Source organism: Stieleria sedimenti (genome assembly GCF_025060895.1).
GTDB classification, from domain to species: domain Bacteria; phylum Planctomycetota; class Planctomycetia; order Pirellulales; family Pirellulaceae; genus Stieleria; species Stieleria sedimenti.
In genome coordinates this window covers 1-23,354 of record NZ_JANZKV010000059.1, presented here as the reverse complement: position 1 = coordinate 23,354, position 23,354 = coordinate 1, and the positions used below count along the sequence as shown (strand labels likewise).

Below are 23,354 nucleotides of genomic sequence, written 5' to 3'. Positions count from 1 at the left end.
CCCATGGCGAACTGCCTCGTGTGCGAAAATCCTCGGAATTGCTAAATCGCGCGTTCAGAAGACGCGAATCACTTCCACGACAAAATGGAGTGTGGCGTTGGGCGGAATGATGGGCGCGCGGCCGTCCTTGCCGTAGCCCAATTCCGGTGGAATCTCCAACTCGATCATTCCGCCCTCACCGACCAACTGCAAGCCTTCGGTAAATCCCGGGACGACTTTTTGAAGCGAGAAAATAACCGGCTCTCCCTGGGAGTAAGAGCTGTCGAAGACGGTTCCGTCATCCAATTTACCCAAGTAATGGACACGCACATGACCGCCCGCCTGGGCTCGCTTTCCGTCCGACCGACGCAGCACCCGATACTTCAGCCCTGATTTCGTCGTCGTCAATTCCTGAGGCGCGTCCGCGTCGGCCGGCCCCGGACCGGGCATCAATCCGGAACATCCGGTCGCCAAACAGAGAGCCATGCAAAGTAAGCCGACCCGAGACATCCCAGTGGTGTGCATGGTGTGCGATCCTGACGAGAGTTTCAAAAGCATTAAAAAGGCGACCGTTTCGGGCACGCAGGGGGAACGGCCGTCGGGCCGGTCAAAGCATAGATTCACGGGAAAGCCTTTCACAAGCCCGCTAGAAATCGCATCACCCGATACCGCCAGCAGCTATCATAAACACTGAGGAGTGCGTGTCCCACGAACCAAAGGTGCTCCAATGAGTTCATCAACCTTGGAAAATCGCATCGGGGTGCTGTGCACCCTGATGGCTGTGATTTGGGTTCCCGGGCCGCTGGGTCAGCAGGCACTCGGTCAGCAGGCACTCGGTCAGCCGGCGGCGCGGCAACGGATCCACCCGGTCAGGTTAAGAGCCGACGACGCCAGCCAGCGGTTCGTGGACCGCCTGGTCCCCGGCTCGCACGTCAAAGTTTTCATTCCCAGTCTGCCCTACATCTACATCTCGCACGCCATCAACGGTGCGATGATCAAACCCAGCGACAATGCCCGGGGCTGGGATTACGACATGGCGGTGTCGCATGAGCAGATCGACGACACCACCTACGAATTCAAACTCCGCCAAGGCGTTCAGTTTCAGGATGGGACGCGATTCGATGCCGACGCGGTGGTCAGGAACATGGACGCCTTCAAACGGGCTCCGACGTTGTACAGCAAGATCGACCAGGTCTTTGACCGCTGCGAAAAAATCGACGAGTTCACGGTCCGGTTTTTCCTGAAAGAAAAATACGGCTGTTTCATGAACGATCTGATCTGGATGCAGTTCTACAGCGACGAGTACTTGAAGCTCAACGGATGGAACGGAAAAGCAACCTGCCCCAATCTCTCCGCTCCCGGACCCTACGGCCTGGGCCCCTACATCTTGACCGAAGGTTTTGTCGAAGGCGATCGCCAAACCCCCAAAGCCGTCCTGAAAGCGAACCCGAACTATTGGGACCAGCGTTATCCCAAAATCGAAACGATCACCGTGTTCACGGAATTGGACAGTCGGCTGGCGAAGAACAGTGTCTTGGAAACCGAGGGCGAGCTGGACATCGCCTTCATCCCGCCGGAATACAAAGTCGACACGATCCTGTCCCCGTACGCCAAACTCGTCACCTCGCCGACGACAAACAACATCGCGATCCACATGAACCTGATCAACGGCAATCCCAAGCTGTTGGAGGTCGACGTCCGCCGCGCACTCAACGAAGCCCTGCACCAACGCAACCTTTGGCACTTCGTCTTCGATCGTGAAGCCACGTTGTCTCCGACCCAGGCGTCACCCTTCTTTCCCGGCATGCGAAAAGCCACCCAGTTGTTGAAACCGTACTCCGAATTAGAAGACCCGTACGATGCCGCCAAGCGAGCTCAATTGAAACGGCGGCTCAACGGGCTGCGTCTCAAAGTCCTGACGCAAAACCGCTACATGGATTTGTGGCGCAGCATCGAAACTCAACTGGGCTACGTCGGCGTCACGTTGGACATCGAGGAAGTCAAAAGCGAAAAGGAAATCTTTGATCCGTTGCTGACGACCAATCAAGATCAAAACGAAGTCCGATGGGATCTGTTGGTTTGGGGCAACGACGACTGGTTTTTCAACCATCCCTTCACCGCCTTTCTCGTCTATCGGACGCACAACGTTTGGAGCACGATTTTTCCGGACCCCGTCCTGGATGGTTACATCGAAGAAATGTTCCAGGCGAGTGTCGAAGATCCGGGATTCGAAGAGATCACCTACAAAATCGTCAAACGCGTCTACGACCAGGCCTACATGCTGTTCGTACCAACGCCGAACAATGTCTTTGCGGTCAACAAAGAGGTCGGGTTCAAACCGTATCGCATGGCCTGCTATCCGCTGTGGAAAATCCAGGTGACCGACCAACACTGGTCGGTCCGCAAGGGGGCTTACCCGGAAGCAAGAAAAGAGCCGATGGAAGTGACACGCATTCAATTCGACGCCGGAGAGAGCCCATGAAAAACCGAGGCGTACTGGGAAAACTGTTGCTGCTGGTCGGGATTTCCGTCGTCGCGTTCTGTGCGGTGGGCATCTTCGGGATCGTCAGCAACAAGAGAATTCACGATTCGGTCGACCGTGTTCGCTTGTCGGCCGAACAGTTTCAAAAGGTCGCGTTGAACATCACCGATCCGCTCAGCGAACTCAGGCAACTGACGCTGACGATGGTGATGGCGCCGAATTTGGAACTGCAAGAGCAACTCAACGACGAGCAGCGATTGCTGACCAATCGGCTGGACCAGACGTTCAACCAGTGGGACCTTGCGGCGAACAGCCGACGTGAGAAGGAAGCGTTCCAGAACCTCCGCGCCAGCTGGGAGGACTACCGCGAGATCAAAGATTTCACCGTCGATAAGGTCATGGGCGGATACCGAGAGGAGGCGTTCATCAATGCGATCCGTGCGGAAAACGATCAATTCCAGCTGGTCAACGACCACGTGCAGGGTTGGCAGCAGGCGATCATCGCCGACGCCGAAGCCGTCAATCAGTCGGCCGGCGAAATCGCCGACGATGCCTTCCTCGTGTTCATCTTGGCAATCGTGATCGTCACCGCACTGATCGGCGGATTCGGTTTCATCACCACCCGCAGGATCGTCGGTCCGATCGAAACGCTGAAGAAGACGGCATCGAAGATCGCCGAGCACGCGTCGAGTGCGACGATCGGCGAGGCACTGGACGAACGCATTGATGTCCATTCCAACGACGAACTCGGCGCGCTCGCCCATGCCTTCAACACGATGATCGGGAACATGCACGCGGCGATGGAAAAACTGGACGTGGCCGAGAAACGCACCCAAGCGATTTTAAATTCGACGGCCGATGGCATCCTGACGACCGATGCCACGGGCACCATTCAGTCGCTCAACGCGTCCTGCGAATCGCTGTTGAACTATCGGGCTTCGGAATTGCGTGGGCAATCGGTCACCGCCATCATCCCCAGCTTTCAACTCAACGGACGCGCCACCGCTTCGAACGCCACCGCCACCGCCACCGCCGCGGGCGCAGGCCGATCCAGCAGATCCGATCGCCATGGCGACGAGAGTGAAGCCTACGGCGTGGACAAACAGGGTCGTCAGGTCCCCATCGCGCTGCGCGTCACCCAGATGGAGTTTTCAGGAGAAAGAATTTTTATCGCCACGCTTCAAGACATCGAACGTCGCAAACAAGACGAACAGGAACGCACACGTTTGTTTGAAGCGATTCGGGAAACCGTCAGCCACCTGTCGGTCGCCAGTTCAGAGATCTCCGCGACAATGAAACAGCAATCCCTGGGGATCGAAGAACAGGCCAGCGCGGTCACGCAAACGTCTTCAGCCGTGGAAGAAGCCGCCCGAACGGCCCAGGAATCCATGCATTTGGCCAACGAGGTCGCCGAAGCCTCGCGGCGAGCCGACGAAGTCGGACGCTCGGGACGCAAGGCGATTGAAGACACCCGGGTTTCGATGAACAACGTGCGGGAACGGGTCGAATCGACCGCCGACAGCATTCTGATGCTGGCCGAACGCGCCCAAGCGATCGGGGAAATCATCACGACCGTCAACGAAATCGCCGACCAAACGAATCTGCTGGCGCTCAATGCGGCCATTGAAGCATCCCGGGCGGGCGAAGCCGGCAAGGGGTTTTCGGTCGTCGCCGCGGAGGTCAAATCGCTGGCCCAACAAGCCAGGCAATCGACCGGCCAGATCCGCGAGATTTTGAGCGAGATTCAGCATGCCACCAACCACGCGGTGCTGGCGACCGAACAGGGCACGCAATCGGTCGGCGATGCCAGCGGTGTCGTGGTCAAAGCCGAGCAAACGATCGAAGCGTTGGTGACCATGGTCGGGGAAGCCTCACGCGTTGCCGCACGGATCGTGACCGCGTCCAGCCAGCAAGCGACCAGCATGAACCAGATCACCGAGTCGATGAACCAGATCGATCGGACAACCCGGCAGGCGATGGCGGCCACTCACCAAACCGCCCATTCGGCCGAAGACTTGAATCAGCTGGGAAGTCGGTTGGCCGAATTGTTGGCCGACGACGCCTCGGTCGACAGACTTCGCCCGGCATCACATTCGGTCTGAGCTTCGGACCCTCCCGGCGAGTGCGGCAAGGTGAAATGGACCACCAATCCGCCCTGCCGACGCGGGGTCGCCCAGATCCGGCCGTCGTGGTTTTCCACAATCGTGCGGCTGATCGACAACCCCATGCCCAGCCCATCTTGTTTGGACGTGAAGAACGCGTCAAACAATTTGTTCTGCTCCGGCTCCGGCACGCCGATCCCCGTGTCCTCCACCGAGACCTGAACCATTGACTCGACCAAGGCTGTCCGGACCGTGATCATACGGACCTCGCGGCCGGCAACCGCCTCAAGTCCGTTGCGAACCAGATTGACGACGACTTGCTCCAACTGCACGCGATCGGCATGGACGACGACCGGCGAGGGTGACAATTCGAGACGGACCGATGCGTCCGCGCCGTGTGTCATCGGCGTCAAGATTGCCACCGCATCGCGAATCACCGCATTCATGTCCAGCGTTGAACGGACTCCATCGGTTTTGCCGACAAACGCTCGCAAACGCCGGATGATCTCGCCGGCTCGCACCGCCTGCTCGGCAATCAGACGATTCAATTCTTGCAGCGTTCGCCCCAATTCGTCCGGACGATTTTCGAGCTTCTTCTCGGCGACGGCCGCAAAGTTGGCAATCGCGTAGAGCGGTTGATTGACTTCGTGCGCAATGCCGGCGACCAACTCTCCCATCGTCGAGAGCCGTGAAACATGCGCCAACTGGGCCTCTTTTTCGCGGAGCTGAATTTCCGCCTGCTTGCGTTTCGTGACATCACTCATGAAACAATAGTGGCCGTCGTGCTCGCCTCGCGCATCGAAAGCTTTCACCAACAACAATTGCTTGAAGAACACCGATCCGTCTTTTCGCCGCGCGCGGCATTCCAACGTGGCACGGCCCTCACGTAACATCGTCTCGTAGCCTTCGCGAGCCAGCGGTTCACTGTCCTCGGGGACGGTCACCGTCCAAGACTGACCGAGTAACTCGTCGGGCTGATAACCCAGCATCTCGGCGTACTGCGGCTTGACCATGATGAAACACCCCTCCCGGTCCAGCCGCGAAATGCCTTGCATCGCATTCTCAATCGCCAAATTCAGCTGGTCGAGTTCCTCGTTCGCTCGCTTTTGGTCGGTGATATCAATGTCAATTCCGATGAAGCCCGTCGGGTTCCCGGACTTGTCGGTGACCAGCGAGATGATCGTGGATGCCCAAAACCTGGATCCGTCTTTTCGCCGCTGCTGATACACGCCTTTCCATGACCCATGCTCAAAGACCTGCCGCATGCGTTCACGTTCGACCCGCTCTTCCTCCGGCTCGACGATAAACGTGACGGGTTTACCCAAGACCTCTTCCGGCGTATAGCCGTACAACTCCTGGGCGCCGCGTCCCCAATAGGTCACCTCGCCGTCCAGGTTGGTGCCGATGACCGATTCTTGCACGCTATCGAGCAACTGCGACTGATAGTGCTCGCTCGTCGTCGGCTGGCCTGGTCGGTTCGCCGTTTCGAACTGAGACAACTGCGTGCGCAGCGATTCGATTTCGTTTTTTAATTCATCCATGGTCGCGCGATGACACCGTAGCTTGGGTGCGAATCCGCCTGGCAATCAGCGGAAAACAAGTGCGACAGGCTTCCAAGTCGGTTCCCGCTGTTCCGCCCGACACCTCTGTTCCGCTCGATCCCTAACATAGCAGAATTGTTCGACGGAAACGTCGCCGTCCTCACCCCCCCCGCGGCCGTCCAGCGACGTCAACAGTTCGCGCAGATCCAAGCGAACGTAGGGGCGTTCTGCGGCGGGGTGTCGGCGTTGGCCACGTACATCACTTGATCGGCGGGAACGAACAACACGTTGTGCAGATTCGACTGCATCGCGACCGGTCGGCTCATCAGCATCACCGGATGAAGAAAACAGAAACGGGTGAACCAACGTCGGCGAGTGCCCCGAGAAAAACCTGCCACGATCGTGCTCATTCCATGTACTTGGCGATGAAAGCCGGTTCGCCCATGCGATCGAGCAGGTCCAACTGCAGTTCCAACCAACTCATATGCCCCTCTTCGTCCAAGGCGATCTTCTCGAACAGCTGCCGGGTCCCGATATCTCGGTCCTCGAACGCTCGGAACGATGCGGAGGTGTAGAACTCGATCGCTTCTTTCTCGTCGGCGAGATCCATTTCAAACATCTGCTTCAACGAATGTGCTCGCACGGGCAACTTCGCAAACTCCAGTCTCGGTTCGCCGTTGAGAAACAAAATCCGCTGCAAGTATTCCTGCGAGTGCCCCAGCTCCTCCTGCATTTCTTCACGCATCGTTGTCGCCAACAGCCCCATTCCCCAATCATCCAGCACACAGGCGTGAAGTTGGTATTGGTGCTGGGCGGTGAGTTCCATGGACAACGCTTTCTGTAAATTCTCGATCGTCTGTGTTGTCGTCATTTTCGTTTCTCAGGTTGAAGGAAGGTTCTCGAAACTCGGCTCTGATGTCAGTGCCCTGTCGCGTCGCCAAAGCCGTTGGCGGCTTCCGGCTGTTGCAGTACGGATTCACCGGGTCGCGATGGCAGCCGCGGGAGTGCGATTTCGGGAAATCGGCCTTCCAACGCGGACAGGAACGCGACCAGTGCGGCGACTTCGTCGTCGCTCAGCTCCGCATCCAGCTGGGTGCTGGCCATCAAGCGAATGGCTTCCGACAGCGAACCGACACGTCCGTTGTGCAGATACGGAGCGGTCAGTGTGATGTTCCGCAGAGTCGGTGTTTTAAAGTAATGGTCATCGCTGCGATCACCCGTCGCGTTGGACCGCCCCAAATCGGAAATCAGGTCATATTTCTTGACAAAAGCGGAATCGGTGATGCGAGGAAATTCGACGAATTCGCCATCGCTGCCGGGCTGCCATCCGTTGAGCGCCGGACCGGAGTGGCATTCCGTGCATCCTGTCGATGCAAACAATTCCAGCCCTCGGATTTGAACGTCGCTCATCGCGGCCTTGTCTCCCGAGAGATACCGATCCAAAGGGGAATCCGGCGTGATCAGCGTCCGCTCAAAGGCGGCAATGGCCTCCACCGCGTTTTCAATCGTGACCGCGTCGCTGGGGCCAAACACCGTTTCAAATTCACGGATGTAGCCGGGGATCGTTTTGATACGACCGATCACCTGATCGTGACCGGCCATGCCCATTTCAACGTCCGCAACCATCGGGCCTTTGGCTTGGTCTTCCAGCGTCGGCACGCGACCATCCCAAAACTGCGACGCCTGGAACACCGAATTCCACACCGTCGGTGCGTTTCGCGGCCCCGTCAAACCATCGACTCCCATCGACGTGGGACGCCCGTCGTCACCGCCTTCCATCAGATTGTGACAGGTGTTGCAGGAAACCGTTCCGGTGGCCGAGAGCCGCGGATCAAAGTAGAGCTTCTTGCCCAGCTCAATCTTGTCATCGGTGTCGCCTTGCTGCGCCGCAGTCTTCGGAAGTGGTTCAAAATCTTGTGAGAGGGCGCGCGTCGATCCGAGCAGCAAGACGCAAGCAACGAGATTGATTTGGGCTCTTGAAAGGGTGTTCATTGATCTTTACTCAGTGTTTCAGTGAGGATGCCAGTGTTTCAGCGATGAGGATTTAGCGAGTGAGCCTTGTCGATAAAGCAAGTCGCCTACACGCGTCCCTGCAGCATGCCGTGCCAGTACAAGGCGGGAAGTCCAAACTTTTTCAGCAGAAACATGGAGGCGAACTCGGGGGCGTTGATTCCCGATCAGCTGCTCATCGCCGGCTGCGACTTCACGCTCGGCAATCCGTCGGCTTTCCAAGCGGTGTATCCGCCGGTCAGGTTGATGACGTTTTTGAATCCCGCGGCCTGCAAGACGCTCGCTCCGATCGCCGAGCGTGCACCGCTGCGACACTGGACGACCAGCGTCTGGTCCTTTGGCAGCTGTCCGGCACTCGCCGGCAGACGCCCCAGGAAATGATGCCGGGCTTGTTCAATGTGCCCCGCATTCCATTCCTCCTGTGACCGAACGTCGATCAGTTGCGCGCCCCCCGCTTCGATGCTGTGCGACACGTCCGCCGGTGACCCGGTGGCGTAGGTTTCGGTCGCCATGCCGGATGCTTGCACCGCTTCGACGTCGTAGCCGCCCGCAATCTCTTCGACGCCGATCTTGTGCAGCACACGAGCCGCTTCCTCTAATTCCTCGGGCCGGCAAATCAGGTACGCCGGCCGGTCATAATCGACCAGCCATCCCGCCCAAGTCGCCAGCATGTCGAGTGGAATGTTGATCGTCCCGGGAACGTGCCCCTTGGCAAACTGCGGCGATGGCGTCAGATCGACCACCGTGCCCAAGCGGGCCGCATCGCCAAGCCCGGCGACGTCTAGCATCTTGTGGTGGTGCCCCTTGCCGAGGATGCGTGGGCCCTCCTTGTTCACACGCTTCATCACCGCAAAGTATTTGGGAGCCTCGGGTTGGTCGGCCAGAATGTAGCGCACGAATTCTTCTTCGTCGCTGAACTGAAATGCGGGATTGAACCGTTTCTCGTAGCCCACCGTTGACGACGGGATCGCACCGAGCCCCTTGCCGCAGGCGCTGCCGGCGCCGTGGGCGGGCCAGACCTGCAGATACTCCGGCAGCGTCTTGAACCGTTCGACCGACGCGAACAGATCGCGAGCACCGCTCTGTGCCGTGCCCACCATTCCCGCCGCTTCTTCGAGCAAATCCGGTCGCCCGATCGAACCGACGAACACAAAGTCGCCGGTGAAGATGCCCATCGGTTTGTCCGCGCCGCCGCCCTGGTCGGTCAACACGAACGAGATGCTTTCGGGCGTGTGTCCGGGCGTGTGCATGACGTCGAAGCGGATGTTGCCGATCATGAAGTGATCGCCGTCGTGCAAACGTTCGCTGTCATATCCGTCTAGAAACTGATACTTCCAGTCGTCCGGCCCGGCATCGGACACGTACAGTTTGGCGCCGACGCGGTCGGCAAGCTCACGGGCACCGGAAACGTAGTCGGCATGAATGTGTGTCTCGGCGACCGCGGTGACTTTGAACCCTTCTTGATCCGCCACCGCCAGGTACTGATCGATGTCACGGCCGGGATCCACGACCACGGCCACGCCCGCCCGTTGGCAGCCGACCATGTAAGACGCGTGGGCGAGTTTCTGGTCGTAAAAATATTTGAGCAACATGATTCGTGTTCCCTCCTGAAAGTACGGGATTGGATTACAACGCCACCGATTTGAAGATCACAAAGACCGCGACCAACACGACCGCGATCGAAAATGTTTTTTGAAGGGTGGGACCTTTCAGACGCGTCGCGATGACGCCGCCGAACCACATGCCGGCAAAACCTCCCACCAGGAATTGCAGCGTCGTTTGCAGCGACAACTCGTTGCCGCCGGCGATGTGGGATGCCACCCCGCTGATGCTGACCAGGACGATCACAAACAACGACGTTCCGACGGCTTGATGGATCGCCATCCCGCTGAACAACACCAGCGCCGGAACGATCACGAACCCACCGCCGACGCCGAACATGCCCGACAGCACACCCGTCATCAGCCCCACGTAAACCAGCAACCGGGCGCACCGAGAGGTCAACCGCAACTTGCCGTCGGCGTCCCGCTGACACGCACTGCGGTCCCGCCCCGGTTCGCTTTCGGTCGTGCAAACGCCGCTGGCCACCTTCGGGTTCTTGGCCTTGGCCCACATCCGCGACGCAACGACGAACATCAGCAGCGCGAACATCACCAACAAAGCGTTCTCGGGAACAAGCTTCGACAAGTACGAACCCAAGGGCGCGCCCAGCATGCCGGCGATTGCGAACAAGAGACCCGTCCGCAATTCAACCTCGCGGCGAACCAACCGTGGGATCGCCCCCGAGAGCGCCGTGCCGCCGACCGCAGCCAGCGAGATCCCGACCGCCTCGCGTGGTGCGACCCCCAAGCCATAGACCAACAGCGGGACCGCGAACACGCCGCCACCGCCCCCGGTCAAACCCAGCGCAAAGCCGACGATGCTGCCGAACAGGATGGCTAGGCCGAACATGACCCTTCACATCCTCCATCGCCACACTGGTTCCATGGCATCTTGGCGATCATCGACGACATCGGGCAGTAACCCGTCAGCCCGGCAAACACCAGCCCCGCCCCGATGAACGCGGAGAGCGCCACGAAGGCGGGGTGAACGAACTGCGCCAAGACGACGCCCAGCACCGTCAACGTCCCGGCGGTGATTTGCATCTGCTGCGATAGCGGCAACGACTTCTTGCCTCGCACCACAGGAAGCCCCGCTTTGTCCCACGCCAGTGTGCCGCCTTCGACGTTGACGACGTTTTCAAACCCCGCGTCGATGAATGTCTGGCAGGCCTGTTTCGAACGGTTCCCGCCGCGGCAGATGACGTACAAGGGCCGATCGGCAGATCCGTTTCGCTCGGCCATCACGCGGCGGGGATCAAGCGATTCCAACGGAACGTTCCGCGCGCATTCCGCGTGGACTTCGCGAAACTCCGTCGGCATGCGGACGTCGATGACGTCGATTTCGGTACGACCCTGTTCTTCGGCCAATCGCTTCACATCAATGGACTGCATTCGATTTTCCTCTCGGTTCTGTTTGTGATTTCGAAACGTCGGCATATCGCAATGCGACGAGGTGTTGTGGTAAAAAAAGGGGCCGGAATTCCGGGCCCCGCGTGTCACTCGATTCCGCAGGTCAAAAACGGCCTTCGATGCAAGCCATCAATTGCGCCAGGTGGGGTTCGGCGACTTGGTAGTAGACCTTGCGTCCCTCGCGTTGGCTGACCAAAAAGCCACAGCGTTGCAACAGCCGCAGGTGCTCCGACGCCACGTTGTCCTGGATCTCACAGTCCTTGGCGATTTCGCCGACGGTGTAACGGCCGTGCAACAACAATTGCACGATCCGCAGCCGGACCGGGTGGGCCAGCGTTTTGAGGCATTCGGCTGCCAGGGCAAAGTCACCGACATGCCCGGGCGGCTTCGTTTGATTCTCGGGGTTCGCTTTGGCGGTCATCGCATCTCCGTGGTTTTGTTATCTCAATATATCGCCATGTGGCGAGGTGTCAATAAATGTTTCTTGATGGAGTTGCAGGTTTTTGTCGGAAACACTCCATTCCTTGTTCCCGGGCTCCGCCCTACGCCGTGAACGAGTTGAATGATTACTGGGCCCACGGATAGCAGCGCGAACCCACGGATGACAGGGTGCAAAAAATCTGTGGGTTCGCGCTGCCATCGGTGGGTCGTGTTTTTGATCGTTCGCCCAATGAAATTGCTGGAGCGCTCCGGCGCGGACGCCTTGACTGTGCACATCCGCGCAGTGACGACGGTCCAGAGGGCTCGGGCGTCGCCGAAACGTAAGCCTTCAACACAAAATGAACCCGGCTTGTCGAAAAACACTGGAAACAGCATTCTCAAGGTCGCGTAGACTGATTCCAGATCGGAACCGGCAGACGGTCCGCCATCAGGATGCTCGTCACACGAATTCAGTTCGCCATCGACCATGGATCATTGTTCACAGACATTGTTGGCCTGGCATGCGCTGGACGTGGACGGCGTCGTGCGGAAACTCGAAGCGGGCGAGCATGGGCTCAGCGAAACCGAGGCGGCGGCGCGTTTAGCCCGATACGGTCCGAACCATCTGCCGCGAAAACCGCCGACGCCGTTGTGGGCGATTGTGCTGCGCCAGTTCCGCAGTCCGTTGATCTACATCCTCGCCTTGGCGGCATCGGTTTCGGTGGCCTTGGGGGATGTGAAGGACGCGGCGTTTATTGCCGGCGTGCTGGTGCTCAACGCCGTGATCGGATCGTTCCAAGAATGGAAGGCCGAACAGAGTAGCCACGCGCTGAAAAAGCTGCTCCAAATCCGCGCCTCGGTGCATCGCGACGGGAAAGTGCGCGAAGTGCAAGCGGAGGACGTGGTGCCGGGGGACATCGTGTGGCTGGAATCTGGAAACCGCGTGCCGGCGGACATTCGGTTGCTATCGGCCCACGGGCTGGAGTCGGATGAGTCGCTGTTGACCGGAGAATCGTTGCCGGTGGTGAAAGATCCCGGCTGGATCGGCGGCGAAGCGACACCGGTGGCCGATCGATTGAACATGACGTATGCCGGTTCGATCGTGACTCGCGGGCGAGCCAAGGGGTTGGTGGTCGCCACGGGAACGGCGACCAGCGTTGGCCAATTGGCGTTGGACGTGCTGGGGGAATCCGGTGGGCGTCCTCCGCTGTTGGTGCGGATGGAACGCTTCACGCAAGTGATCGCGGTTGCCGTGCTCGTCGCGGCGACAACGATCGGTGCCTTGGGTGTCGGGTTCGGCGGCTATTCGGCGGAGGAGATGTTCATGTTTGCCGTCGCCTTGGCGGTCTCGGCGATTCCCGAGGGACTGCCGGTGGCGATGACCGTGGCGTTGGCGATCGCGACAACACGGATGGCGGGGCGCGGACTGATCGTGCGACGATTGACCGCCGTCGAAGGACTCGGCAGCTGCACCTTGATCGCCACCGACAAGACCGGAACGCTGACCTGCAACGAGCTGACCGTTCGCCAAGTCTGCTTGCCCGACGGCGAAACGTTTCAAGTCAACGGAGAAGGATTTAGTCCCGCCGGAGAAGTCTTGCGAGACGGTCAACCGTTGGAACCGGGAAGCCATCAGCCGCTGGAATGGTTGGCGCGTGCCGGGGTCCTCTGCAATGAAGCCGACCTGCATCAGCACGACGGATCGTGGACGTGGCGAGGTGATGCGGTCGACATTGCTTTTTTGTCGTTTGGTCACAAGCTCGGTTGGAACCATGAGTCGACGCTCGATTCCCATCCCCAGGTCAACCAGATTCCGTTCGAGCCGGAGTATCAGTTTGCCGCGTCCTACAACCGCGTCGCCGGTGGCGTCTCGGTGTTCATCAAGGGCGCTCCGGAACGTGTTTTGGCGATGTGCAGCGAAGCGAGTTGCGGCGGGGGCTCGCCGGCCGAGTGGGACGCGACGGCAGTTCGGATGGCGGCGCAGGGCTATCGAATTCTGGCGCTGGCGGATCAGCAACTCGATCACCCCATCGAATCCGATGAAGTCCCGCCGCCGCCCTCGCGGCTGCGTTTCCTGGGCTTTGTCGGCATGATCGATCCACTCCGGCCGGGTGTCAAAAACGCCGTGCAGTCCTGCGGCGAGGCCGGCGTTTCGGTCTCGATGATCACCGGCGACCACCGTGTGACGGCGTTGGCGATCGCCCGCGACCTGGCGCTGGCCGACGACGAGAGCCAGGTGATGACGGGCGAACAGTTGCAAGAGAAAAGTCCGGACGAACTGGCCGAACTGGTTCGCAACATCCGTGTCTTTGCCCGGGTCGCACCGCGGCAAAAACTGGAGATTGTCAACGCCGCCCGCAGGGCCGGACACTTTGTTGCCGTCACCGGTGACGGCGTCAATGACGCCCCGGCGCTGCAGGCGGCAAACGTCGGGGTGGCGATGGGCAAGAGCGGCACCGACGTCGCCCGGGAAGCCGGTGAGCTGGTGATCAGCGACGACAATTTCGCCACGATCGTCGCCGGCATCGAAGAAGGCCGCGTCGCGTACGACAATATTCGCAAGGTGATCTACCTGCTGATCTCCACCGGCGCGGCAGAATTGGTGCTGATGGCCCTGGCGGTCGGAACCGGCACGCCCTATCTGCCCCTGATGCCGGTTCAAATCCTCTGGCTGAACTTGGTCACCAACGGGATTCAGGACGTCGCGTTGGCGTTTGAGCCCAATGAAGGCGGCGTGCTGTCGCGTCAACCTCGCTCACCCAAGGAGCGAATTTTTAATCAGCTGATGATCGAGCGGACGGCGATCGCGGCGGTCGTGATGGGCAGCATCGGATTCACCACCTTTCGCTGGTTCCTGCCCGAGGGTGCCACCGACGCGCAGGTCGCTTCGGCGCGAAACGCGTTGTTGTTGTTGATGGTGTTGTTTGAGAACGTGCACATCGGCAACTGTCGCTCCGAAACGAAATCGGCCCTGGTGATGTCACCGCTGCGCAGTCCCATCTTGCTGGCCGGAGCGATCACCGCGTTCTGCATCCACTTGGCTGCCATGCATACCGCTTGGGGCCAGTTCGTGCTGGCCGCCGAACCGCTCGCCCTGGATCACTGGGGCATCTTGGTGCTGTTATCGCTCACGATTCTCCCCGTGATGGAACTGCACAAATGGAGTTGGAGAAAACGGTATCCCAACCACGCCCGCCCGACGGCTGGCGATTGAATTTGGCACGAATCGTGCACACTGGATCGGTTCCAAGCCTGTTCCCCCTCCCCCATTCCAAGAGGTCATCGATGTCCACACGAAAAAGCGAACTCCTTGCCGCCCTGATCCACGACCTCAAGCAAGAACGCGATGAACTGAAGTTGAAAGTTCACCTCGGCAAAATGGAACTCCAACAAGAATGGCAAGCACTCGAAGACAAACTTGACGAACTGAACCGTCGCTACGACCCACTCAAAGATGCCGTCGAAGAAACCGCCGAAGACGTTTGGGATTCGCTCAAGCTGGTCGGCGGCGAGATCAGCGACGGATTCAAACGGATTCGAAAGTCGCTCTGAGCAGGGTTTAGACAGCGCAATGCTCAGACGGAGCGAGGCCACGACGGACCGCGTATGCTGGTGGCTGCGAAGCCTGCCGTTTGCCCTTGAATTCCCGCCACCACAGAGAATCGATGCATCGACTGGCTTGGATCATCACCGTGCTCGTGATTCTGACACTGGTCGGTGTCAGCTGGTTTTGGTTGGTGGAAGGTTGGTCGCTGCTGGATTCGGCGTACATGACGGTGATCACGTTGAGCACGGTGGGTTACGACGAAGTCCGGCCGCTCTCGGCCAAAGGCCGCGTCTTCGTGATGGTCTATCTGGTGTTTGGATTGGGCGTGTTTTTATTCGCCGTCGTGCAATTGGGCGAAATGATCGTACGCGCCGAATTGAGAACTTGGTTGAGGAGACGAGGTATGAATTCGGCGCTCAAGGCGATGCAGGATCATTTCATTATCTGTGGCTTCGGCCGCATGGGCCGGACGATTTGTCGCCACCTGGCGGACCGAAAATTGAAGTTCGTCGTCGTCGACCAAAACGAAGAGAAACTGGCCAAGTGCGAAGATCTCGGTTGGCCTTGCGTCCGTGACGACGCGACCAGTGACCGCACGCTGCTGGACGCCGGCATCGAGCGTGCCCGCGGCATGGCCGTCGTCTTGGACAGCGATGCCGACAACCTGTACGTCGTCTTGTCGGCCCGCCTGATCGCTCCGAAATTGCAGATCATTGTTCGGGCGATGGACGAGGACAGTGCGCACAAAATGGAAAAGGCGGGCGCCAACCGCGTGGTCAGCCTGTTCAGTTCCGGCGCCGCGACGATGGCGCAACTGTTGATCAATCCACAAGTCGAAGACTTTTTCGAATTCGTCACCGGCCCCGGTTCTGGCACCGCCTTGGACCTGGCCGAGATCCGCGTGACCGCCGAATCGCCGTGCGCGAATCATCCGCTGTCGGCAACCGATTTTCGCAACCGCGGGGTCATCATCGTCGCCATCCGACGGGCCGACGGTGAAATCCTGCTGCCGCCCTCGGCCGCGACGATCATTCGCCCCGATGACGTGTTGATCGCCCTCGGGAAAGTCTCTGCCGTGTCCCAGTTCCTGACCAGCGAACAACTCTCCTCGTAACGGACGACCGGCGAGATGCCCCGCGAGAAACCATGAACGATCTGATTCCCGCCGTCAGCAGTTGGCAGACGATCGCCGATTACTTTGCGTTGGATACCTCGCAACTCTTCCAAACGGACATGTTGCTGCGTTACCTGATTCAGGTGATCTTGCTGTGTGGTTCGGCGTTCTTTTCCGGTTCCGAGACGGCGTTGTTTTCCCTCTCCCACGTGGACTTTCAACATCTGCGTCAGACGCGGCATCGACACGCCGAAAAACTGCAGGCGCTGTTGGACGAACCACGGCGACTGATCGTGTCGATTTTGTGCGGAAACGAACTGGTGAACATCGCCGCGGTCGCCAACATGACCGGGATTCTGGTCGCACTTTACGGGGAAGCCAAAGCGGGATGGATCGCGGTGCTGGTGATGTTTCCCCTGTTGCTGTTGGTCGGCGAAGTGACCCCCAAGACCATCGCGGTCACCAATCCGCGACGGATCAGTGCGGGAATCGTTGCCGGCCCGCTGTGGCGGTGGGTGCGATTGATCGGGCCGATCCGTTGGCTGGTCCGCATCGTTTCCGACCGCATCACGACCTGGATCGTGGGGCCGCAACGTGAACCGTCCAACATTCTTCAAATTGACGAGTTCCGCAGCGTGATCGAAGACGTCGTCGAGACCGGCAAGCTGAACGTCACCGCACGAACACTGATCAACAACCTGCTGTCCGCCGGCGCGACCGAGATCGTCAAGATCATGACACCTCGCACCAGCACCGTGTTTTTGAATGCGGATGCGGGCGTGGCCGAGATCATCCAACGTTTCAGTCAGGAGCGGCATTCACGGGTGCCGGTCTACCGCAATCACCGTGACAACCTGATCGGATTTCTGCACGATGACGACGTCGTTCGGCTGCACCTCGATGGCGCCGACTATTCGACGTTGGCGGTGGAGGACATCGTCCGCCCACCGATTGTCGTGCCGTTGACAAAAACCGTCGATGAAATGTTCGACTTCTTCGTCAAGAGCAAGGCCAGCGCCGCCGCCGTGCTGAATGAATTCGGCGGCGTGGCGGGGTTCATCACCGTCAACGACGTGCTGCGATCGATTTTCGGATCGCTGACACACCGGACGGATGCCCCGCAGCGAATCGTGCAGATCGGGCCGAACACTTACGAGTCCCCCGGCGACACGAAACTGGGTGAACTCGACCGCGTCACGAACTTCGACCTTCACGATCCCCGCATGACCACCATCGCCGGCGTCGCCTTCCGTCACATCGATCGGCTGCCCTGCGTCGGTGACCAAACCGTGGTCGACGGAATCACCATCACCGTGCTGGAAATGGACGAGCATCGAATCGCTCGAGTCCGTGTAAGCCGAGGCGAGACGGACGCACAGGACACCGAAACAGGAGCCCCCAAATGAGCATGCTGGACCTTGCCTGGGTCATCCCGGTGATGATCCTGATGCTGTTGCTGAAAGGGTTCTTTTCGGGATCCGAGATCGCGCTGGTCAACGCCGACAAGATCAAGTTGTCCCATCGGGCCAAGCAAGGAAACCGCGGCGCCCATCGCGTCGTCCAACTCTTCAAGCGGCCGGAAAAATTGCTCACCACGACGTTGATCGGCACCAACATCTCCACGGTCGTTTTAACCACGCTCGGGACATTGATGTTCATTCACTTCGTGGGAAATCGGTGGGGCGATCTGATCGCGTTTTTGTTCTTCACCCCGCTGTTGTTGATCCTGGGCGAGATCGTGCCCAAAAGTATTTACCAGCAAGAATCGGACAGGATCGCACCGATCGTGGTCTTTCCCTTGAGTGCATTTGCGTGGATTTTTGCGCCGATCGTCTATGTGTTTTCGCGGATCGCACGTGGTGCCGCGTGGCTGGCCGGCGGCGGTGCGACGTCACATCATTTGTTCATCACGCGCGACCAACTCCGCAGCGTCATTGAAATGGCCGACCGCGCCTCGGACACCACCGTCTTTGACCGATTTCGCATCGAACGCGCGATTCGCTTTTCCGAGACGACCGTCGGCGAAGAGATGATCCCCGTGGCCGACATGGTGGCGATCGACAATGAAAAAACGACCCACGATGCCGTCCAATTGATCCGTCGACGTGGTTTTCACCGGCTGCCGGCCTACCAAGGCGACACCAACAACGTGGTCGGGATCGTGACTCTGACCGCATGGGATCTGCTCGATCCGACCACGATCGCAAAACCACTCTCCGATCAGATCCGGCCGGCACACTATGTCTCGCCCCACGACCCGCTCGAAGAAGTCCTGCCGACGTTGCGCGATCGTGAGGACAAAATGGCGATTGTCGTCGACGAATACGGTTCCACAATCGGCATGATCACCATGGAAGACCTCGTCGAAGCCGTCGTCGGAGAAATCGATGTCGGCAACGAGTTCGCAGAACAGTCACCCCGTCAGGCCCGCAGGTGCCAACAGTTATCCGAAGACACGTATTTGATGGACGGCAGGCTAACCATTCACGAAGTCAACGACATCCTGGGACTGGATCTGCCCGCCACCGAATTTCATACCGTTGGTGGGATGCTGGTCGCACGGTTGCATCATCTGGCCAAACCGGGCGAATCGATCGTCGAGGGCGGCTATCGGTTCACGGTCGAAGAAGCGTCCGAGACAACGGTTCGCAGAGTCAAGGTCACGCGGGAATCATTCGGCTAATCCAAGTGGAGCCAATCGCATGTATGAATCGAATCCTGAAGATCACATTCCTGGGCGCCAACCGAAACGTCACCGGATCGCGTCACTGTCTGGAAATCGGCCAGAAACGCGTCCTGGTTGACTGCGGCATGGTGCAGGAACGCAACGACGCAGCGCGAAACTGGGAACCGTGCCCCGTGGACGCGTCGAGCATCGCTGCGCTGGTCGTCACGCACGCGCACCTGGACCACATCGGGTTGATCCCCAAGTTCGTCGCCGACGGTTTTCAGGGAAAAATCTACGCGACCAGACCGACGGTCGCGCTGGCCGAAGTGATGTTGAGGGACGCGGCAAGAATTCAAGCCGAAGACGTGAAATACAAACGGAGGCGTCATCGAGAAGAAGGACGCAAGGGGCCCCATCCGGCCGTGCCGCTGTATACCGACAAGGATGTCGACCAACTCGCTGCAATCGTTTGCGAAACCATCGGTCGAGGCGGGAACCTGGTGATCCCCGTGTTCGCGGTCAAACGGGCCCAGGAGTGATGTACTACTTCGGGCGATTGGTTCATCAGAATCGGATCCCCAAGGTGCCCATCTTTCTGGACAGCCCGATGGCGTCGGACGTCACCGACATCTTTCGACGATTCACCAGTTGGCTGGATCAGGCATTACGCCGTGCGATCGAGGCCGACCAGGCGCCGCGGCAGTTCCCGGGGCTGACTCTGACGCGCACCGTCGACGAGTCAAAGTCGATCAACCATGTCAAAGGACCTTGCATCATCATGGCCCCTGCCGGCATGTGCAACGCCGGGCGGATCAAACATCACCTGCGAAACAACATCCGCCGCCCCGAATCGACGCTCTTGTTCGTCGGTTTTCAAGCCAACGGTACGCTCGGGCGACGAATTCTCGATGGAGAGAAATGCGTTCGGATCCACGGACGCGAGTATCACGTGGAAGCACAAGTCGCGCAGCTGTTCGGATTCTCGGCACATGCCGACCGGACCGGATTGCTCAACTGGCTGGGGAACTTTGAACAATCGCCCCGCAAGTTGTTCTTGACGCATGGCGAAGAAGACGTCGCCCTCGCGTTGCAGGAGACAGTGCGAAATCGCCGAGTGGCTCGATGCGGTCATCGATGGCAGCGAACGGTAATCACGACGGGTTGCTTCGGTCACCTTGCGACGGACGCTGTTCCCATTGCCGCGCCAGTTCCTGCATGTCGACGACGACATCCACCTCATCAACGATTTCTTCACCGATCAAAGACTCCATCACGTCTTCCAGCGTCACGATCCCCACGACGGTGCCGGACTCGTTCACGACGCCAAACAAATGCGACCGTTTGCTCAGGAACGACTTCAACAGGACATGCCCCGGTGTATTCATGGGCACCCGGTGCAGCGGTTTGGCAAGCGACCCCAGGGTACGATCAAATTCATCGCGGGCCAGATGCGCCAACACATCGCGTCGCAACACGACCCCGCTCCAAACGTCATCGTTTTTGGGATCGGTCACCGGTACGCGGGCGTTGGTCCATTTGATCCGTCCCGCCGCCATCTCGTGACTGATCGCTTGTAGCGTGGTGTCGGCCGGGAATCGTCTGACCACCGATCGCGGCGTCATGATTTCTGCGGCCGTCACCTCGTTCAACTTCAGGACCTGCTGAACCAACTCGGCTTCAATCGGCAAGATACTCCCCTCCTCGGCACTCATGCGGGCCATCTGGCCGACCTCTTCTTCGGGCGCCGCGAACACGGGGCCGGAAGGTTTCACGATGGCGGCCAACTTGTGGATCACCCACACCAACGGAAACAATGCATGCACGGCGATGGTCAGCGGCATGGCAACCAACACCGCAATCCGATTGCTGTACGCGACGCCCACGATCTTGGGAATGATCTCCGAGAAGAACAGAACGCCCAGGGTGAACACGGCGGAGAACCAAAGAATGAACGACTGACCGAGCACGGCTTCCGCCTGCGCCCCGGCGAGTGCCGCGCCGGCCGTGTTGGCCACCGTGTTGATGATCAGGATTGCGGAAATCGGCCGCTCCATATTCTGCTTCATGCGATCGAGCACACGACCGGCGGCGCTGCCCGATTCGCGGAGCGACCGCACATACGACGGCCGCACCGCGTACAACGCTGCTTCGGTCACCGAGCAGAGCGCCGAAACAACCAGAACACACAAGACCGATACAATCAAAAGTGTCATTTGACAGCCTTTTACGATTCAACCAAACGGTGCTGATTCGGCACCGCAACCCAAACCCGATTCCGATCGATTCAACTTCGCCGATCCACCGTCGCAATGAAAGGGCGCAAGCTTCCATGAAGCTCGTTGTTTTTAGCACCAAGTCCTATGATCAGAAGTTTTTTCAACCCATCGCTGCCCGGTCCGCTGAACCATGGGCAATCAGACGATCGAGAAAACGGAGACGGGCGCAGCGGTTCAGTCGGGCTCCGCCATCCCATTGATGACAGATTTTGGCGTCGTCGGTATCGAATCAAGCGCAGTGCGAAGTTCAAAATTGGCGAGATCGATCGTTTGCGAAGCCATGCCCTGACGGCCCGCGACCCCTAAACACCCCCTAACGGTCGACGATCGACCAACGTGAACACCTGACCCGAAAACGCAACCTGAATCCATTAGACTGCCGACGTCGAGACGGCTTTGCTCCCTTCCGCTGACCACAAGATCCCATGCCCAGCACTTACCCCACCAGGACCTCAGTCGAAACCCTGAGCACTCGTCAAAAGGCGCTCGACGTGAACCTCGATTCGAGACGCTATGGGACGTTTGCCGAAATCGGAGCCGGCCAGGAAGTGGTGCGATGGTTCTTTCGCGTCGGTGCGGCTGCAGGAACGATCGCCAAAAGCATGTCGGCGTACGACATGAAGGTCAGCGATGCGATCTACGGGCGGGCGTCGCGTTACGTCTGTCGCGAACGCTTGCAGGCGATGTTGGACTACGAACACGCCTTGAACCTGGATCGATTGCGTGAAACCCGCGGCGACACGACGGCGTTCTTCGCCTTTGCCGATACGGTTTCGGCACGAAATTTCCACGGCACCAATCAATGCCACGGCTGGATGGGCATCAAATTCCAGGCACACCCGCGTGACGAAGACAGCCAGATCATCATCCACGTACGGATGTTGGACAACGAAGCGGCGCTACAGCAGGAGGCGTTGGGGATTGTCGGTGTGAATCTGGTCTACGGTGCCGCGGCGCTCAACCACGAACCCGAATTGCTGGTCGATTCCTTGTTGGACGGGTTGACGACCTCTCGGATCGAGATCGACATGATCGAGTTTTCCGGGATCGCATTTCGACACGTCGACAACCGCTTGATGAGTCTGAAGCTGGTCGAATTGGGGCTCAGCGGTGCGGCGATGTTTGCCGCCAACGGCGAAGTGTTACAACCGTCTGAATTTTTCTATCGCAAAGCAATCCTCGTCGAACGGGGCAGCTTTCGACCGGTGTGCAACGTCAACCTGGATATGCTGCGATGCGCCCACGAAAAGTTCTCCGAAATGCCCAGCGTGCAAGGCAAGGAAATCACGCAGGTGATGGAAATCACCATGAACAACTTGAAGTCCTCCGGCGAAATCGACCTCCGCGATTTCCTTGCCCGGGCCGATGTCATCGCCGCCTGTGGCATGCCGGTCTTGATCTCCGACTATTTCCAGTACTACCGCTTGGCCGCGTATCTGTGCGGTTACACCAAGGAACCGATCGCGATCACGATGGGTGCGGCAAGCATGAAGGACTTATTTGATGAAAAGTACTACACCAAACTGCAGGGCGGCGTGCTCGAATCGTTCGGCAGACTGTTCAAGAATGACTTGAAAATCTTCTGCTACCCGATGCAAAACCGCGAGACCGGCGAACTGTTGACGTCCGAGAATTTCAAAACAAAACCAGAACTGCAACAGTTGTACGACTACATTCGTGATCGCGGCGACATCATCAACCTGGACAACTTCGATCCGTCCTGTTTGAAAGTCTTCTCACGCGACGTGCTGGATCTGATCAAAAAAGGCGACTCCGAATGGGAAAGCAAGGTGCCGCTGCCGGTTGCGGAAGTGATCAAATCCAAGGCCTACTTCGGGCTGCCGACCTGAGGCACCGGCTGGATTCAACGTGATCGTTGCTCCGACCGGACGGCGCGCGGCCATTGCCATCTACATGGACGCCAAGCGGGGTGTTTTTGTTAGCGGTAGGGCGCGAGCCCTCCGGTCTTTGAAGGTAAAACCGGACGGCTCGCGGGCTGTCGATTTAGTCGGGTTCAGCTGAGTGAATGGTGAGCCGCTGGCCGTAAGGCCTCGGGCAACTCTCGGCGCCGCGGGCGGCGTCACCGGACGGCTCGCGGGCTGTCGATTTAGTCGGGTTCAGCTGAGTGAATGGTGAGCCGCTGGCCGTAAGGCCTCGGGCAACGTCGCAGTGCCCGGCCGCTTACGCGTCACGGCTCACAAAAC

19 protein-coding genes and 1 pseudogene are annotated in these 23,354 nt (G+C 59.0%); 10 read left to right on the top strand and 10 right to left on the bottom strand.

The genetic code is table 11. The features are described 5' to 3' along the window. Nucleotides 1-54 precede the first annotated feature (54 nt). Nucleotides 55-504, bottom strand: coding sequence for an FKBP-type peptidyl-prolyl cis-trans isomerase (locus tag NZK35_RS09210; RefSeq protein WP_259632241.1), 450 nt, complete (start codon nucleotides 502-504; stop codon nucleotides 55-57). 202 nt (nucleotides 505-706) lie between these two features. Between NZK35_RS09210 and NZK35_RS09205 the strand changes: the two genes are divergently transcribed. Together NZK35_RS09205 and NZK35_RS09200 are read left to right on the top strand one after the other, a co-directional pair. Then, nucleotides 707-2,461 (top strand): ABC transporter substrate-binding protein, encoded by a 1,755-nt coding sequence (locus NZK35_RS09205; protein WP_259632240.1) that lies wholly within the window; start codon nucleotides 707-709, stop codon nucleotides 2,459-2,461. Then, a complete protein-coding gene (locus tag NZK35_RS09200) occupies nucleotides 2,458-4,563 on the top strand; it encodes a methyl-accepting chemotaxis protein (protein WP_259632239.1) in 2,106 nt (701 codons plus the stop codon). Before NZK35_RS09205 ends, NZK35_RS09200 begins: the two co-directional genes overlap by 4 nt. Here NZK35_RS09200 and NZK35_RS09195 read toward each other — a convergent pair. From NZK35_RS09195 to NZK35_RS09160, 8 genes are all read right to left on the bottom strand, one after another. Beyond that, nucleotides 4,482-6,104, bottom strand: coding sequence for a PAS domain-containing sensor histidine kinase (locus NZK35_RS09195; protein WP_259632238.1), 1,623 nt, complete (start codon nucleotides 6,102-6,104; stop codon nucleotides 4,482-4,484). The two genes, NZK35_RS09200 and NZK35_RS09195, sit on opposite strands and share 82 nt — an antisense overlap. Nucleotides 6,105-6,292: 188 nt before the next feature. After that, nucleotides 6,293-6,514 (bottom strand): hypothetical protein, encoded by a 222-nt coding sequence (locus NZK35_RS09190; protein ID WP_259632237.1) that lies wholly within the window; start codon nucleotides 6,512-6,514, stop codon nucleotides 6,293-6,295. Beyond that, nucleotides 6,511-6,975 carry a bacterioferritin gene (locus tag NZK35_RS09185; protein WP_095736499.1) on the bottom strand — a complete coding sequence of 155 codons (465 nt, stop codon included), beginning with the start codon at nucleotides 6,973-6,975 and terminating at the stop codon, nucleotides 6,511-6,513. The genes NZK35_RS09190 and NZK35_RS09185 overlap by 4 nt, the downstream gene beginning before the upstream one ends. A 47-nt stretch (nucleotides 6,976-7,022) precedes the next feature. Beyond that, entirely contained in the window at nucleotides 7,023-8,096 is a 1,074-nt protein-coding gene (locus NZK35_RS09180) for a cytochrome-c peroxidase (RefSeq protein WP_259632236.1), read from the bottom strand. A gap of 185 nt (nucleotides 8,097-8,281) precedes the next feature. Then, a complete protein-coding gene (locus tag NZK35_RS09175) occupies nucleotides 8,282-9,706 on the bottom strand; it encodes an MBL fold metallo-hydrolase (protein ID WP_259632235.1) in 1,425 nt (474 codons plus the stop codon). A gap of 34 nt (nucleotides 9,707-9,740) precedes the next feature. After that, on the bottom strand, nucleotides 9,741-10,565 hold the full coding sequence (locus NZK35_RS09170; RefSeq protein ID WP_259632234.1) for a sulfite exporter TauE/SafE family protein: 825 nt from the start codon (nucleotides 10,563-10,565) through the stop codon (nucleotides 9,741-9,743). Then, the gene (locus NZK35_RS09165; protein ID WP_259632233.1) at nucleotides 10,553-11,107 is read right to left on the bottom strand and encodes a rhodanese-like domain-containing protein; all 555 of its coding nucleotides are present in this window, start codon (nucleotides 11,105-11,107) and stop codon (nucleotides 10,553-10,555) included. Before NZK35_RS09165 ends, NZK35_RS09170 begins: the two co-directional genes overlap by 13 nt. 121 nt (nucleotides 11,108-11,228) lie before the next feature. Continuing rightward, nucleotides 11,229-11,546: an ArsR/SmtB family transcription factor gene (locus tag NZK35_RS09160; RefSeq protein ID WP_259632232.1), complete on the bottom strand. Its 318-nt coding sequence runs from the start codon at nucleotides 11,544-11,546 to the stop codon at nucleotides 11,229-11,231. 486 nt (nucleotides 11,547-12,032) lie between these two features. Here NZK35_RS09160 and NZK35_RS09155 point away from each other — a divergent pair, with 486 nt between their 5' ends. The 7 genes and pseudogenes from NZK35_RS09155 to NZK35_RS34880 all read left to right on the top strand — a co-directional run. After that, nucleotides 12,033-14,759 (top strand): cation-translocating P-type ATPase, encoded by a 2,727-nt coding sequence (locus tag NZK35_RS09155; protein WP_259632231.1) that lies wholly within the window; start codon nucleotides 12,033-12,035, stop codon nucleotides 14,757-14,759. A 71-nt stretch (nucleotides 14,760-14,830) separates the two neighbouring features. Beyond that, nucleotides 14,831-15,097: a hypothetical protein gene (locus tag NZK35_RS09150; protein ID WP_259632230.1), complete on the top strand. Its 267-nt coding sequence runs from the start codon at nucleotides 14,831-14,833 to the stop codon at nucleotides 15,095-15,097. 113 nt (nucleotides 15,098-15,210) lie between these two features. Continuing rightward, nucleotides 15,211-16,206 carry a potassium channel family protein gene (locus NZK35_RS09145; RefSeq protein ID WP_259632229.1) on the top strand — a complete coding sequence of 332 codons (996 nt, stop codon included), beginning with the start codon at nucleotides 15,211-15,213 and terminating at the stop codon, nucleotides 16,204-16,206. 32 nt (nucleotides 16,207-16,238) lie between these two features. After that, nucleotides 16,239-17,612, top strand: coding sequence for a hemolysin family protein (locus tag NZK35_RS09140; protein WP_259632228.1), 1,374 nt, complete (start codon nucleotides 16,239-16,241; stop codon nucleotides 17,610-17,612). After that, nucleotides 17,609-18,889, top strand: a complete 1,281-nt coding sequence (locus NZK35_RS09135) for a hemolysin family protein (protein WP_259632227.1) — start codon at nucleotides 17,609-17,611, stop codon at nucleotides 18,887-18,889. Before NZK35_RS09140 ends, NZK35_RS09135 begins: the two co-directional genes overlap by 4 nt. Before the next feature lie 23 nt (nucleotides 18,890-18,912). Continuing rightward, complete coding sequence (locus tag NZK35_RS09130; RefSeq protein ID WP_259632226.1) at nucleotides 18,913-19,413, top strand: MBL fold metallo-hydrolase; 501 nt, start codon at nucleotides 18,913-18,915, stop codon at nucleotides 19,411-19,413. Further along, nucleotides 19,413-19,916 (top strand): annotated as a pseudogene (locus NZK35_RS34880) (MBL fold metallo-hydrolase RNA specificity domain-containing protein); the annotation flags it as partial. The gene NZK35_RS09130 and the pseudogene NZK35_RS34880, both read left to right, overlap by 1 nt. Before the next feature lie 109 nt (nucleotides 19,917-20,025). Here the strand turns inward: NZK35_RS34880 and NZK35_RS09120 are convergent. Further along, entirely contained in the window at nucleotides 20,026-21,087 is a 1,062-nt protein-coding gene (locus NZK35_RS09120; RefSeq protein ID WP_259632224.1) for a CNNM domain-containing protein, read from the bottom strand. A 488-nt stretch (nucleotides 21,088-21,575) separates the two neighbouring features. Between NZK35_RS09120 and NZK35_RS09115 the strand changes: the two genes are divergently transcribed. After that, on the top strand, nucleotides 21,576-23,000 hold the full coding sequence (locus tag NZK35_RS09115) for a TonB-dependent receptor (RefSeq protein ID WP_261364640.1): 1,425 nt from the start codon (nucleotides 21,576-21,578) through the stop codon (nucleotides 22,998-23,000). Nucleotides 23,001-23,354 lie beyond the last annotated feature (354 nt).

Excerpts from the sequence above, each read along its gene's own strand:
- NZK35_RS09210 (WP_259632241.1), bottom strand. The coding sequence starts at position 504 with ATGCACACCACTGGGATGTCTCGGGTCGGCTTACTTTGCATGGCTCTC.
- NZK35_RS09205 (WP_259632240.1), top strand. The coding sequence starts at position 707 with ATGAGTTCATCAACCTTGGAAAATCGCATCGGGGTGCTGTGCACCCTG.
- NZK35_RS09200 (WP_259632239.1), top strand. The coding sequence starts at position 2,458 with ATGAAAAACCGAGGCGTACTGGGAAAACTGTTGCTGCTGGTCGGGATT.
- NZK35_RS09195 (WP_259632238.1), bottom strand. The coding sequence starts at position 6,104 with ATGGATGAATTAAAAAACGAAATCGAATCGCTGCGCACGCAGTTGTCT.
- NZK35_RS09190 (WP_259632237.1), bottom strand. The coding sequence starts at position 6,514 with ATGAGCACGATCGTGGCAGGTTTTTCTCGGGGCACTCGCCGACGTTGG.
- NZK35_RS09185 (WP_095736499.1), bottom strand. The coding sequence starts at position 6,975 with ATGACGACAACACAGACGATCGAGAATTTACAGAAAGCGTTGTCCATG.
- NZK35_RS09180 (WP_259632236.1), bottom strand. The coding sequence starts at position 8,096 with ATGAACACCCTTTCAAGAGCCCAAATCAATCTCGTTGCTTGCGTCTTG.
- NZK35_RS09175 (WP_259632235.1), bottom strand. The coding sequence starts at position 9,706 with ATGTTGCTCAAATATTTTTACGACCAGAAACTCGCCCACGCGTCTTAC.
- NZK35_RS09170 (WP_259632234.1), bottom strand. The coding sequence starts at position 10,565 with ATGTTCGGCCTAGCCATCCTGTTCGGCAGCATCGTCGGCTTTGCGCTG.
- NZK35_RS09165 (WP_259632233.1), bottom strand. The coding sequence starts at position 11,107 with ATGCAGTCCATTGATGTGAAGCGATTGGCCGAAGAACAGGGTCGTACC.
- NZK35_RS09160 (WP_259632232.1), bottom strand. The coding sequence starts at position 11,546 with ATGACCGCCAAAGCGAACCCCGAGAATCAAACGAAGCCGCCCGGGCAT.
- NZK35_RS09155 (WP_259632231.1), top strand. The coding sequence starts at position 12,033 with ATGGATCATTGTTCACAGACATTGTTGGCCTGGCATGCGCTGGACGTG.
- NZK35_RS09150 (WP_259632230.1), top strand. The coding sequence starts at position 14,831 with ATGTCCACACGAAAAAGCGAACTCCTTGCCGCCCTGATCCACGACCTC.
- NZK35_RS09145 (WP_259632229.1), top strand. The coding sequence starts at position 15,211 with ATGCATCGACTGGCTTGGATCATCACCGTGCTCGTGATTCTGACACTG.
- NZK35_RS09140 (WP_259632228.1), top strand. The coding sequence starts at position 16,239 with ATGAACGATCTGATTCCCGCCGTCAGCAGTTGGCAGACGATCGCCGAT.
- NZK35_RS09135 (WP_259632227.1), top strand. The coding sequence starts at position 17,609 with ATGAGCATGCTGGACCTTGCCTGGGTCATCCCGGTGATGATCCTGATG.
- NZK35_RS09130 (WP_259632226.1), top strand. The coding sequence starts at position 18,913 with ATGAATCGAATCCTGAAGATCACATTCCTGGGCGCCAACCGAAACGTC.
- NZK35_RS09120 (WP_259632224.1), bottom strand. The coding sequence starts at position 21,087 with ATGACACTTTTGATTGTATCGGTCTTGTGTGTTCTGGTTGTTTCGGCG.
- NZK35_RS09115 (WP_261364640.1), top strand. The coding sequence starts at position 21,576 with ATGCCCAGCACTTACCCCACCAGGACCTCAGTCGAAACCCTGAGCACT.